This is a genomic window from Streptomyces sp. CT34, from assembly GCF_000805335.1.
Lineage (GTDB): Bacteria > Actinomycetota > Actinomycetes > Streptomycetales > Streptomycetaceae > Streptomyces.
In genome coordinates this window covers 4,275,750-4,288,486 of the sequence record NZ_KN708638.1, presented here as the reverse complement: position 1 = coordinate 4,288,486, position 12,737 = coordinate 4,275,750, and the positions used below count along the sequence as shown (strand labels likewise).

The window sequence follows — 12,737 nt, the reverse complement described above, 5'->3', positions numbered from 1 at the left end:
CGGGGAGCCGCAGCGCCCGCGGCTCGTGGATGAGCGCGCCGAGCAGGCCCTTGTGACCATCGGGCAGCGCACCGATCCGCCGGTGCTGCTTCGCGGTCACGCCGTACGTGACGAAGTCCGACAGCCCCTCGCGGGCGTCGTCGATGATCCCGATCGCGGCATAGCGCGCGTCGGCGAGTTCGGCGGCGGTCTCCACGATCCGGTCCAGGGTGATGTGCAGATCCAGCCCCGCACCGACCGTGCGCATCGCCTCCAGCAGCTGCGGCACCCGCGCGGTCAGCTCGGACGACAGCCCCTGGAGGCTGCGGGTGGCCTCGGTGGCGGCGTCCATGGGGTCGGGGCTCGTGTCGAGGTCGCCCAGGCGCACGGGGTCTGACGGGGGTCCTGCCGTGGCTGACATGCCCCGAGCCTAATAAGGTCCCATTTCCGAGGAAAGTGCGCTTATGCGGGTACCGCGGCTTACCGGGCCGGCGCCAGGGAAGCACCGCCCACCGCGGCCCCGGGGGTCTCCGGCGCCACCGTCTGCGGATATGCCGCGTCCATCGCCCGCTCGCGCTCCAACATCCGCCGGAACGGGCCGTCGGTCGCGGCCAGCTCCGCGTATCCACCACGCTGCACGGCCCGACCCCGGTCCAGGACCAGGACCTCGTCGACCGCGTCCAGGCCGGTGAGCCGGTGGGTGATCAGGACCGTCGTACGGCCCTCGGTCGCGGCCAGCAGATCGGCGGTCAGCGCGTCGGCGGTGGCCAGGTCGAGGTGTTCGGCGGGCTCGTCCAGGACGAGCACCGGGAAGTCCGCGAGCAGCGCACGGGCCAGGGCGAGCCGCTGCCGCTGGCCACCGGACAGCCGGGCGCCGTGCTCGCCGACCATCGTGTCGAGCCCGTCGGGCAGCCCGCGCACCCAGTCCGCCAGCCGCGCCCGGCGGAGCGCGTCCCACAGATCCCGGTCATCGGCCGGGCCCCGGCCCGGGTCCCGGCGGGCGAGCCGGAGGTTCTCCCGCAGTGAGCTGTCGAAGATGTGCGCATCCTGCGCACACAGCCCGACCAGCCGCCGCACCGCGTCGCCGTCCAGCGCTCCGGCGTCCGTCCCGGCCAGGGTGTACGTCCCCGACTCCCGGTCCAGGAAACGCAGCAGCAGCTGGGCGAGGGTGGTCTTGCCGGAGCCGGACGGGCCGACCACGGCGAGCCGGCGGCCGGCCGGCAGCGTGAACCCGACACCGTCCAGGGCCGGCCGGTGCTGCCCGGGGTGACGCGCGGTCAGGTCCCCTACGACCAGCGGGAAGGGGGCGTCCGGAACGGAGGCGGGCGCGTCCGGCTCACTGATCGGCGACGGGGCATCCAGCACCTCGAAGACCCGCTCGGCGGCGTGCCGGGTGCGCCGGCGGTACTGCACGGCGAGCGGCAGCCCGGCCACCGCCTCGAACGCGGCGAGCGGCGTGAGCACGATGACGGCCAGCGCCACCCCTTCCAGCCGTCCCGCGTGCACCGCCTCGACGCCGGCCACCGCCGCGGCGGCGACGGTCAGCCCGCACAGCAGCGCCGAAAGTCCGGCGCCGGCCCCGGCCGCCGCCGCCGAGCGGGACGCGATCCGGGTCAGCTCCCGGTCCGCCCGCCGCACCGCGTCCGTACGCGCCCCGATGGCGCCGGCCACCGTCAACTCGGCCGTACCGGTGAGCAGATCGACAACTCGGGTGGACAACACCCCGCGGGACGGTGCCAGTTGGCGCTCCGCCCGGCGGGCCAGCGCGCCCGACAGCGCGGGCACCCCGGCACCCGCGAGCAGCAGCCCGGCCGCGAGGATCGCCCCGGCCTCGGGCAGCAGCCAGGCGGTGAAACCGACCGCGCCCGCACCGACCAGCAGCGCCGCCCCGACCGGCAGCAGCCAGCGCAGGAAGTAGTCCTGCACCGCGTCGACATCCGCCACCAGCCGCGACAGCAGATCGCCGCGGCGCCGTTCCTTGAGGCCGGCCGGGGCCAGCCGCTCCAGCCGCCGGAAGACCGCCACCCGTACGTCGGCGAGCATCCGGAACACCGCGTCGTGCGCCACCAGCCGCTCGGCGTACCGGAAGACCGCGCGCCCGATGCCGAACGCCCTGGTCGCGGTCACCGCCACCATCAGGTACAGCACCGGCGGCTGCTGCGCGGCCCGCGAGATCAGCCACCCGGAGGTCGCCATCAGGCCGACCGCGCTGCCCAGCGCGAGGCTCCCCAGCAGCAGCGCGAGCGCGAAGCGCGCCCGGCGGGCACCGGCCGCCCGCCGCAGCCGGCGCAGCGCCGAACCGCCGCCGGGGCCGGGCAGGGTTTCCCCGCGCACCGCCTCGGGTTCCGCCGCCCGGCCCGGAACGGAACCTGAGCCGGAGCCGGGCCCGGGACCGGAGTCCGGAGCCGCGGCGGTCTCCACCGCGTCCGCAGCCCTGGCACCTGCTAGCCGCACCGTCCGGTCGGCCACCGCCAGCAGCGCCGGCCGGTGCACGACCATCAGGACCGTGCGCCCGGCCGCGAGCCGGCGGACGGCCGCCACGATGGCCTCCTCCGTCTCACCGTCCAGGTTCGCGGTGGGCTCGTCCAGCAGCAGGATCGGGCGGTCGGCCAGGAAGGCGCGGGCGAGCGCGAGGCGCTGCCGCTGCCCCGCGGAGAGCCCGGCGCCGGATTCTCCGAGCCTGGTGGCCAGGCCCTCGGGCAGCGCGTCGACGAACTCCAGCGCGCCCGCGTCCTCCAGGGCGGTGCGCACCGCCGCGTCCTCCGCGTCCGGCCGGGCCAGCCGTACGTTCTCGGCGATGGTGCCGGCGAAGAGGTGCGGGTGCTGCGGCACCCAGGCGATCCGGCCACGCCAGCTCTCGGGGGAGAGGGCCGCGATGTCCTGGCCGTCGGCCAGCACCCGCCCCTCGGACGGTGCGGTGAAGCCGAGCAGCACGCTCAGCAGTGTGGACTTGCCGGCGCCCGACGGACCGACCAGGGCCACGGTCTCACCGGGCCGGACCTCGAACGAGGTCGCCGGGAGCGAGTCGGCGGCGCGTCCGGGGTGCCGGACCACCAACCCGTCGACGGTCAGCGCGGTGCCCTCGGGCGCGGGTGCGGTACCGGGCGTCCGCGGCCGGGTCTCCAGTACGGCGAAGATCTCCTCCGCCGCGGACAGCCCCTCGGCCGCGGCGTGGTACTGCGCACCCACCTGCCGCAGCGGCAGATACGCCTCGGGGGCCAGCACCAGCACCATCAGCCCCGTATAGAGGTCGAGTTCGCCGTTCACCAGGCGCATGCCGATGCCGACCGCGACCAGCGCCACGGAGATGGTGGCGAGGAGTTCCAGGGCGAACGACGAGAGGAAGGCGATCCGCAGGGTGCGCAGGGTCGCCCGGCGGTACTCGCCGGTGATGGCGCGGATGGAGGCCGCCTGGGCCTTGGCCCGGCCGAAGACCTTGAGGGTCGGCAGCCCCTCGACGACATCGAGGAAGTGCCCGGACAGCCGGGCGAGCAGCCGCCATTGGCGGTCCATCCGCGACTGGGTGGCCCAGCCGATGAGGATCATGAAGAGCGGGATCAGCGGCAGGGTGACGACGATCGTCAGCGCGGAGATCCAGTCACCGGTGGCGATCCGGGCCAGCACCGCCACGGGGACCACCACCGCCAGCCCCAACTGCGGCAGATAGCGGGAGAAGTAGTCGTCCAGGGCGTCGATACCGCGGGTCGCCAGGGTGGTGAGCTCCCCGGTGCGCATCTCCGGAGTGCCGTCGTACGCGCCGCTCTCCGCGCTGCCACCCGCGCCGCCGGCCGCCCGGCGAACCGTCGCCCCCGGCCCGAGCAGCGCCGCCCGCTCGATCAGCCGCATCCGCAGCTCGGACTTGACCGCCGCACTGGCACGGTGCGCGGCCAGCTCGGTGAGCCAGGAGACCACCCCGCGGCCGACGGAGACCGCGGCGAGCAGCACCACCGGAGTGGTCAGAGCGCCGAGATCGAGGTCGTGCCGGAAGGCTCCGACCACGATCTCGGCGATGAGCATGGCTTGGCCGACGACCAGGCCCGCTCCGGCAAGCCCGAGCACCACCACCGCGATGAGGAATCCGCGGGTGGCACGGGCGTATCGGAGCAGACGTGGGTCGACCGGTTTCACGTGAAACCTTCCGTTCTCCTGCGATCCGCCGCAGCGGGCGGGGCTCAGCTAGTGGGCTTCGGTGATGTGCTGGGTGCCGATCCGCTTACGGAACACCCAATAGGTCCACCCTTGGTAGAGCACCACGATCGGTGCGGCGATCCCGGCGCACCAGGTCATGATCTTCAGGGTGTAGGGGCTGGACGAGGCGTTGCTGACCGTGAGGTTCCAGCTCTCGTTCAGCGTGGACGGCATGACGTTCGGGAAGAGCGTCAGGAACAGCATCGCGACCGCGGCGGCGATGGTGATCCCGGAGAAGGCGAATGCCCAGCCCTCGCGCCCGAGTTTGTTGGCCCCGAGCGCCGCGACCAGCGCGACCACCGCGACGACCATGGCGATGAGGCTGGTGCCGTCGCCCTTGTCGGCCTGGGTCCAGCCCAGGAAGCCGACCGCGAGCACCGCCGCGACCAGCCCGAGGACACCCGCCGTCCGGCGCGCCCGTTCCCGGATGTCACCGACGGTCTTCAGCGACGCGAACACCGCACCGTGGAAGGTGAACAGCGTCAGCGTGACCAGCCCGCCGAGGATCGCGTACGGGTTCAGCAGGTCCAGGACGCTGCCGACGTACTCCTTGTGCGCGTCGATCCGAACGCCGTGCACGATGTTGCCGAACGCCACGCCCCACAGCACCGCGGGCAGCAGCGAGGTCCAGAAGATCGCCTGCTCCCAGTTGCGCTGCCAGCGCTCCTCGGGCCGCTTGGCGCGGTACTCGAACGCGACACCGCGCACGATCAGGCAGACCAGGATCAGCAGCAGCGGCAGATAGAACCCGGAGAAGAGGGTGGCGTACCAGTCGGGGAAGGCCGCGAAGGTCGCGCCGCCCGCACTGAGCAGCCAGACCTCGTTGCCGTCCCAGACCGGTCCGATGGTGTTGATCAGTACGCGCTTCTCGCTGCGGTCGCGGGCGAGGAGCTTGGTGAGCACGCCGATTCCGAAGTCGAAGCCTTCGAGGAAGAAGTACCCGGTCCAGAGGACGGCGATGAGGATGAACCAGACGTCGTGGAGTTGCACAGCGCCTCCTAGTACGAGAAGGCCATCGGCCGGTCGGCATCTGAGGTGTCGCCGCCGATCTTGGTGGGCGGGTTGAGGTCGGAGTCGGAGAGCTCCTGGGGGCCGGCCTTGACGTACTTCACCAGCAGCTTGATCTCGACCACGGCGAGGATCGCGTAGAGCGTGGTGAAGACGATCAGCGAGGTGATCACCTCACCCTGCGAGACACCGGGCGAGACCGCGTCACGGGTGCGCAGCACGCCGTAGACCACCCAGGGCTGACGGCCCATCTCGGTGAAGATCCAGCCCCACGAGTTCGCGATGAGCGGGAAGCCGAGGGTGACGAAGGCCAGCGACCAGTACCACTTGGACAGGCGGGCGCCGAGCGTCCGGTGCTTGGTGAGGGCGAGGTGCGGTGGTTCCTCGTCGCCGGTACGCAGCGACGGCGCGAGCCAGAACTTCTTCCGGGTGAGCCAGAGTCCGGCCAGTCCGATGACGAAGGACGTCATGCCGAAGCCGATCATCCAGCGGAAGCCCCAGTACGTGACCGGGATGTTGGGCCGGTAGTCGCCGGGCCCGAACTTCTGCTGCTCGGACCTGTTGACGTCGTTGATGCCGGGGACCGGCGACGAGAAGTCGCTGTGGGCGAGGAAGGAGAGCACGCCGGGGATCTCGATGGCGACCTTGTTGTGGCCCTTGGCGACGTCGCCGTACGAGAAGACCGAGAACGGCGCGGGTGCCGCGGTGTCCCACAGCGCCTCGGCGGACGCCATCTTCATCGGCTGCTGCTTGAACATCACCTTGCCCAGCGTGTCGCCGCTGACCGCCGTGAGCAGTCCGGCGATGACGAGCGTGACCAGCCCGAGCCGCAGCGACGTCCGCATGACCTTGATGTGCTTCCTGCGCATCAGGTGGTACGCGGAGATGCCGACCATGAAGGCGGCACCGGTCAGGAAGGCCGCGGTGAGGGTGTGGAAGACGACGACCAGGGTGGTGTCCTGGGTCAGCACCTTCCAGAAGTCGGTCAACTCGGCACGGCCGGTGGCGTGGTTGTACTTGTAGCCGACCGGGTGCTGCATCCAGGAGTTGGCGGCGAGGATGAAGTACGCGGACAGCACCGTGCCGATCGAGACCATCCACATGCAGAAGCAGTGGATCTTCTTCGGCAGCTTGTCCCAGCCGAAGATCCACAGCCCGATGAAGGTGGACTCGAAGAAGAACGCGATGAGGGCTTCGAAGGCGAGCGGGGCACCGAAGATGTCACCGACGAACCGCGAGTAGTCCGACCAGTTCATACCGAACTGGAACTCCTGGACGATGCCGGTGACGACACCCATCGCGATATTGATCAGGAAGAGCTTGCCCCAGAACTTGGTGGCCTTGAGGTACTGCTGCTTTCCCGTTCGCACCCATGCGGTCTCAAGTCCGGCCACCAGAGCGGCGAGGGAGATCGTCAGGGGGACGAACAGGAAGTGGTAGACGGTCGTGATGCCGAATTGCCATCGCGCCATAGTCTCTGGCGCCAGAGCCAGTTCCACGTCGCTTCCTCCTTACGTCGCCGTTGCACTACGGCAATGTCCCTTTTGCGTCACATAAAGCGGTACATACTGGGAGCGAGCTTGTGAACGCGTTCACATTCACAAGCATTATCTCCTATCGCCTTTCGGCCTTGGGGAAGGGGGGTACGTGACTGCGGTCACGCTCGATTCCATGGCGCATGAATGTTTATCCCGAGGTTACGCACGCACCCTTCCCTCGGACTTCAACATATTGTTGAATTCATCGCCATGAAGATCCGAATCTCCTGGCCCGCCGGGCATGTGACCGCCACCCTCGACGACACCCCGACCGCCGCGACGCTGGTCGCCGCGCTGCCTCTCCAGGCCACCGCGCACACATGGGGCGAGGAGGTCTACTTCGACACCGGCCTCACGCCCGCCCTGGAGGCCGATGCCCGCCAGGTCGTCGACCCCGGCACGGTCGCCTTCTGGACCGAGGGCAACGCGCTCGCACTCCCCTACGGCCCCACCCCGATATCCCGCGACCACGAGTCCCGCCTCGCCTCGCCGTGCAACGTCCTGGGCCGCATCGACGGTGACCCGCGCGCACTGGCCACCGTCCGCGGCGGCGACGCCGTCCGCGTACAGCGGGCCTGAGCCCCTGGTCCAGCCGGCGCGGACGACCGGAGGCCGCGGGTCGGCGGACCCACGGCCTCGGTGCGATACCCGCGAGGGCGCCGCGCCCTGCGCCGGCTCACAGCTCCTTGCGGAACTCCTCCGCCGCCCGCAGGAACAGATCCATCGCCGGCTTCTCGCCGATCGTCACCCGCACGCCCTCACCGGGGAACGGGCGGACGACCACCCCGTCCCGCTCGCACGCCGCCGCGAAGTCGGTCGTCCGGTCCCCCAGCCGCAGCCAGACGAAGTTCGCCTGCGACTCGGGAACCGTCCAGCCCTGGCCGACCAGCCCGTCGTACACCCGGGTACGCTCGGCGACCAGCGCCTCGACCCGCTCCAGCAGCGCCTCCTCGCTGCGCAGCGACGCCACCGCCGCGTCCTGCGCCAGCTGGCTCACCCCGAACGGCACCGCCGTCTTGCGCAGCGCGGCGGCCACCGGCTCGTGCGCCACCGCGAAGCCGACCCGCAGCCCCGCCAGGCCGTACGCCTTGGAGAAGGTCCGCAGCACGCAGACGTTGGGGCGGTCCCGGTAGACGTCGATGCCGTCCGGCACCTCTTCGTCGCGGATGAACTCGCGGTATGCCTCGTCCAGCACGACCAGGACATCGCCCGGCACCCGGTCCAGGAAGGACTCCAGCTCCGCCCGGCGCACCACGGTGCCGGTGGGGTTGTTGGGGTTGCAGACGAAGATCAGCCGGGTCCGGTCGGTGATCGACGCCAGCATCGCCTCCAGGTCGTGCCCCTCCCCGGAGGTCAGTGGCACCTTCACGGAGGCCGCGCCGGAGATCTGGGTGATGATCGGGTACGCCTCGAACGACCGCCAGGGGTAGATCACTTCGTCGCCCGGCCCGGCCGTCGCCTGGAGCAGCTGCTGGGCCACCCCCACCGAACCGGTGCCCGTCGCCAGGTGCTCCACCGGCACCGAGAACCGCTCGGCCAGCTCCGCCATCAGTCCGGTACACGCCATGTCCGGGTAGCGGTTGAAGGAGCCCGCAGCCGCCACCACGCTCTCCATGACGCCCGGCAGCGGAGGATAGGGGTTCTCGTTGGAGGACAGCTTGTACGTCACCCGCCCGCCGGTCGGCGCCGGCCGGCCCGGCTTGTAGGTGGGGATGCCGTCCAGCGCAGTACGCAGCTTCGGGGTCTTCTCGCTCACCGCAGGTCCTCCTCAACCGTCCCACTCGTCTCCAATACTGCACACCTTATGAGGATTGCCCTGTCCGGCGGCAGCCCCAAAAAGCAGAGCCGCCCGGCCCCGGCCGCGCCGGGGGTCCGGCGTGCGCCCCCAGGGGCGCGCCACTCGTGATGCCGTGCGCCGGTGGCTCACTCCGTGGCGCGCATCCCTCGTCAAGGTGACTTGAGACCGCTTCGATACCTGGCCCCCTCGGCAGGCAGAGCCGTCGGATCTCCCAGCAAATGATCAGGCGAGACGCCAAGTCCCTCTATTTACAGCGACTTTGACGGGCTATCACCATGCAGAATCGTGACTTCTCAGGGCCACCCGCGGTCACCCGCTAATGGCCGTACCGAGCCCTACTATCGGCTCGCCATGACAGCAGCAGGGAAGCACCAGGTGGGCCGGTCGACCGGTCGCCGACTGGGGCGGGCGGGTATCCGGGACGTGGCCGCCGCAGCCGGTGTATCGATCACGACTGTCTCCGACGCGCTCAACGGCAAGGGCCGGCTTCCGGATGCCACCCGTAGCCATGTCCGCGAGGTGGCCGACCGGCTGGGCTACCGCCCGTCCGCAGCCGCCCGCACCCTCCGTACCGGCAAGTCGGGCCTCATCGGCCTGACCGTGACGACGTACGGGGATGAACCTTTCACCTTCACCGAGTTCGCGTACTTCGCCGAGATGGCCAGAGCCGCCACCTCCGCCGCGCTGGCCCGCGGCTATGCGCTGGTCATCCTCCCCGCGACCTCCCGCCACGACGTGTGGTCCAACGTCGCCCTCGACGGCACCGTGGTCATCGACCCGGCCGACGGCGACCCGGTCGTCACCGAACTCGTCCGGCACGGCATCCCGGTCGTCTCCGACGGCCGCCCCGGGGGCGCCCTCCCGGTCACCGGCTGGGTCGACAACGACCACGAAGCGGCCGTTCTCGGCCTGCTCGACCACCTCGCCGACGCCGGCGCCCGCCGCATCGGCCTGCTCACCGGCACCACCACCGACACCTACACCCGGCTGTCGACCACCGCGTACCTGAACTGGTGCGAGCGGGTCGGCCAGGACCCCGTGTACGAGTCGTATCCCGCGCACGACCCGTGCGCCGGCGCCGTCGCCGCGGACCGGCTGCTGGCCCGCCCGGACCGCCCGGACGCGGTCTACGGTCTCTTCGACCCCAACGGCACCGATCTGCTCGCCGCGGCCCGGCGCTACGGCCTTCGCGTACCCGACGATCTGCTGCTGGTCTGCTGCAGCGAGTCCACCGTCTACGCCACCACCGAGCCGCCGATCACCACGCTCTCGCTCAAGCCGCGCCGGATCGGCACCGCCGTCGTCCAGATCCTGATCGACGCCATCGAGGGACTCGACAACGGCCGCCCCGTCGAGCAGGTGATACCGACGGACCTGATCGTGCGGACGTCCTCCCAGCGGCGTTCCCCGCGCACCACCGTCAGCCCGCCGCGCAGCCCGGCCGGCGACTGAGCGTGCTCCCCGGCAGGAAGGACCGGGCGTACGGGCGAGCCCCGGGCGCCCGCTCCGCCGAGGGAAAAACAGGGCGATCACGGGAGAAATCCATCGCGAACACCGGTCTTGGCAGGATTGATCACCCCCGGGTGCGTCACAACCCGCGAGCGGCGTTCCTATGATGGGCGCACGACACCGCGGATCGCCGTCGACCAGGCAAAGGTCCGAGAGGTGCACGGCGGCGCAACGGTGGAGGGGTCGATGACTCAGGGGGCCAGTCAGGAACCCATGGTGTGGACCATGGGGGCACAACCTCCGGCGTCCGTTCCGCCGCCCGGAGCCCCGTCCGGCAACACGCCCACCGGACCGCCGTCCGTACCGCCGGCCGGTCCGCCGCTGCACCTGCCCGCCGGCCCCCCGGCCGTCGCGCCTCCGGTCGAGCTGCCCGAGGACTACACCCCGACCGCCCGAGACCTCCCCGTCATCGGCCGTACGGACACCCTCATCGACCGCCCGGCGGTGCTGCCGGTCCCCGAGCCCGCGGCCTCTCCCGACGTACCCGGCGGCCTGGGCCCGCTCTATGTCGTCGGCGATGTGCACGGCTACCACGACGAGCTGCGCGAGGCGCTGGCCGCCGAGGGCCTGATCGACGCCAACGGCGACTGGGCGGCGGGCAACGCCCGGCTCTGGTTCCTCGGCGACTTCACCGACCGCGGCCCGGACGGGATCGGCGTCATCGACCTGGTCATGCAGCTCTCCGCCCAGGCCGCGGCGGCCGGCGGCTACTGCAAGGCGCTGATGGGCAACCACGAGCTGCTGCTGCTGGGCGCCAAGCGGTTCGGCGACACCCCGGTCCAGTCGGGCGCCGGCACCGCGTCCTTCCAGGCGGCCTGGCTCCTGAACGGCGGCCAGAAGTCCGACATGGACCGCCTGGAGGACCACCACCTCCAGTGGATGGCCCGCCTGGACGCCGTGATGGAGGAGGACGGGCATCTGCTCGTGCACTCCGACACCACCGCGTACCTCGACTACGGCGGCTCCATCGAGGCGGTCAACGACACCGTCCACGAGGTCCTGACGCGCAGCGACGCCGATGAAGTCTGGGATCTGTTCCGCAAGTTCACCAAGCGGTTCGCCTTCCGCGACGAGTCCGGCTCGCAGGCCGTCCGCGAACTGCTGGACGCCTACGGCGGCCACCGCGTGGTGCACGGCCACAGCCCGATCCCGTATCTGCTGGGCGAGGTCGGCGCGGAGGACGGCGAGGGCGACGGGGTCGCGGTCAACGGCCCGCATGTCTATGCCGACGGCCTGGCCATCGCGATGGACGGCGGTATCACGATGGCCGGAAAGCTGCTGGTCGTCCAACTCCCGCTGAGTGGCTGAGCATTCTCCGGGCAGATCTACGCCAGGCCGGCGGGCGGCCTGGAGGGCGGGATCCGGTCGTGGCATTACTCAAATTCCGCAAACTCTCTGTCACCTCGTGCCGGAGGCGCTCTACCATCGGTCTATCCGTAGCAGGCTCTCCTCCGTTTCCGCCCACCGCCCGGCCCCGGCCGGCCCGTACGGCCCTACGGAGCATCGGGGGATCCACATGAACAGCGCTCCGCACCTGCTGAACGAGGACCGCGCGGAATTCGCGCGCATCCTCGATGAGGCGCTGCGTACCGCGGAATACCGCCCGGACGGCCACACCACCGTCACGGGAAGTCATCTGAACACCGAGCAGTTGCGCTCGATGGCACTCAGTGCGACCACCGCCATCGCCGCCTGCGCCACGGCCGAATACCAACGTTTCGTGCAGCTGCGTGCCGAGTTGCGTGCCCCGGCGTCCGCCGCGTACGGCGTCGGCGCGGCCCGCGCGTCAGTGGACCAGACCTCTGGTGAGCGCACAGGACCGGCCACCGCGGCCGGCGGCGAGTCCACCGAATCGGCCGGCGCCGGACTTGCCGCGATGGCCACCGTCCTCGTCCCGGTCCTCGCCGGTATAGCGGCCGTCCTCTTCCTCCTCATCGGCTATGTGCTGCGCGCCGTCAGCCCCGACCAGGCCGTCGCCCAGCCGCTGATCAGCGTCGGCTGGATCTTCGCCGCGCTGACCGCCGCCGGCGCGCTGGTCGCGATGGGCGGGCTGGTGGTCACCGCGCTGCGCAACGGCGCGTCCTCCCGGGTCGTCAGAGACGACGAGCTGGTGGCCGCCCTGGACGGCGCCCACGACGCCTGGCGGCACGCCCTCCTGGAGCGCGGTCTGCTGCCCTTTCTGCGCGAGGCGCTGGCGGACCCGTCGGCCGACCCCGCCGACGATCCGGTCCGCTACGTCCCCGACCCGGCCCCGGCGCCGCAGCGCCGCATCCCCACCCTCGGCTACACCCGCCCCGACTTCACCAGCCCCGACACCGGCTCCTCCCACTCCCGCCCCCGCTACTCCAGCCCGGACTTCACCAGCCCGGACTACGGCGGGCCGGATCAGCGGCCGGAGTAGCGGCCTGAGTAGCGGACCGCCACCGCAGCGCCACGGGCCCGAAGTCGCCTCCCATGCAAGTGGCTTCGGGCCGGTTTGCGGTTTTTGCGGAGTTCGCCGGGCTCGTGGTGTTCGCGGTGTTCGCCCGGATCAGCCCGCGATCGGCAGACAGACCCGGTTGCCGGTTGCCGGTTGCCGGTTGCCGGTTGCCGGTTGCCGGTTGCCGGTTGCCGGTTGCCGCGAACTCCCGTGGCTTCTCGGCCATTCCGGCCTCGGGGCGATCGCCGGTCGCCGCCGCGCTCGCGGCGGATGCCCTGGGAGATCTTCATCGATGAGA

9 protein-coding genes and 1 pseudogene are annotated in these 12,737 nt (G+C 71.2%); 5 read left to right on the top strand and 5 right to left on the bottom strand.

The features are described from left to right. The 4 genes and pseudogenes from RZ84_RS41385 to RZ84_RS18725 all read right to left on the bottom strand — a co-directional run. Nucleotides 1-331, bottom strand: a pseudogene (locus RZ84_RS41385) (histidine kinase); the annotation flags it as partial. A gap of 128 nt (nucleotides 332-459) precedes the next feature. Continuing rightward, nucleotides 460-4,107: a thiol reductant ABC exporter subunit CydD gene (gene cydD / locus RZ84_RS18735; RefSeq protein WP_052230012.1), complete on the bottom strand. Its 3,648-nt coding sequence runs from the start codon at nucleotides 4,105-4,107 to the stop codon at nucleotides 460-462. A 48-nt stretch (nucleotides 4,108-4,155) separates the two neighbouring features. After that, entirely contained in the window at nucleotides 4,156-5,157 is a 1,002-nt protein-coding gene (gene cydB / locus RZ84_RS18730; RefSeq protein WP_043265267.1) for a cytochrome d ubiquinol oxidase subunit II, read from the bottom strand. Nucleotides 5,158-5,165: 8 nt separating this feature from the next. Continuing rightward, nucleotides 5,166-6,674, bottom strand: coding sequence for a cytochrome ubiquinol oxidase subunit I (locus RZ84_RS18725; protein ID WP_043265266.1), 1,509 nt, complete (start codon nucleotides 6,672-6,674; stop codon nucleotides 5,166-5,168). Between the two features lie 249 nt (nucleotides 6,675-6,923). On the opposite strand from RZ84_RS18725, the gene RZ84_RS18720 reads away from it, so the two are divergent. After that, nucleotides 6,924-7,292 (top strand): cyclophilin-like fold protein, encoded by a 369-nt coding sequence (locus tag RZ84_RS18720; protein WP_043265265.1) that lies wholly within the window; start codon nucleotides 6,924-6,926, stop codon nucleotides 7,290-7,292. Between the two features lie 97 nt (nucleotides 7,293-7,389). Here the strand turns inward: RZ84_RS18720 and hisC are convergent, their stop codons facing one another. Then, a complete protein-coding gene (hisC, locus tag RZ84_RS18715; protein WP_043265264.1) occupies nucleotides 7,390-8,469 on the bottom strand; it encodes a histidinol-phosphate transaminase in 1,080 nt (359 codons plus the stop codon). A 393-nt stretch (nucleotides 8,470-8,862) separates the two neighbouring features. Between hisC and RZ84_RS18710 the strand changes: the two genes are divergently transcribed. The 4 genes from RZ84_RS18710 (at nucleotide 8,863) to RZ84_RS40130 (ending at nucleotide 12,735) form a co-directional block, all read left to right on the top strand. Further along, entirely contained in the window at nucleotides 8,863-9,963 is a 1,101-nt protein-coding gene (locus tag RZ84_RS18710) for a LacI family DNA-binding transcriptional regulator (protein ID WP_043265263.1), read from the top strand. Between the two features lie 282 nt (nucleotides 9,964-10,245). Next, nucleotides 10,246-11,328 carry a metallophosphoesterase gene (locus RZ84_RS18705; RefSeq protein ID WP_241777758.1) on the top strand — a complete coding sequence of 361 codons (1,083 nt, stop codon included), beginning with the start codon at nucleotides 10,246-10,248 and terminating at the stop codon, nucleotides 11,326-11,328. Nucleotides 11,329-11,536: 208 nt separating this feature from the next. Next, nucleotides 11,537-12,421, top strand: a complete 885-nt coding sequence (locus RZ84_RS39830) for a G protein-coupled receptor family protein (protein ID WP_198540011.1) — start codon at nucleotides 11,537-11,539, stop codon at nucleotides 12,419-12,421. Nucleotides 12,422-12,474: 53 nt separating this feature from the next. Beyond that, nucleotides 12,475-12,735 carry a hypothetical protein gene (locus RZ84_RS40130; protein WP_206743092.1) on the top strand — a complete coding sequence of 87 codons (261 nt, stop codon included), beginning with the start codon at nucleotides 12,475-12,477 and terminating at the stop codon, nucleotides 12,733-12,735. The last annotated feature ends 2 nt before the right edge of the window (nucleotides 12,736-12,737 follow it).

Coding starts and splice junctions, on each gene's coding strand:
- RZ84_RS18720 (WP_043265265.1), top strand. CDS start 6,924: ATGAAGATCCGAATCTCCTGGCCCGCCGGGCATGTGACCGCCACCCTC.
- RZ84_RS18705 (WP_241777758.1), top strand. CDS start 10,246: ATGGGGGCACAACCTCCGGCGTCCGTTCCGCCGCCCGGAGCCCCGTCC.
- RZ84_RS18710 (WP_043265263.1), top strand. CDS start 8,863: ATGACAGCAGCAGGGAAGCACCAGGTGGGCCGGTCGACCGGTCGCCGA.
- RZ84_RS39830 (WP_198540011.1), top strand. CDS start 11,537: ATGAACAGCGCTCCGCACCTGCTGAACGAGGACCGCGCGGAATTCGCG.
- RZ84_RS40130 (WP_206743092.1), top strand. CDS start 12,475: ATGCAAGTGGCTTCGGGCCGGTTTGCGGTTTTTGCGGAGTTCGCCGGG.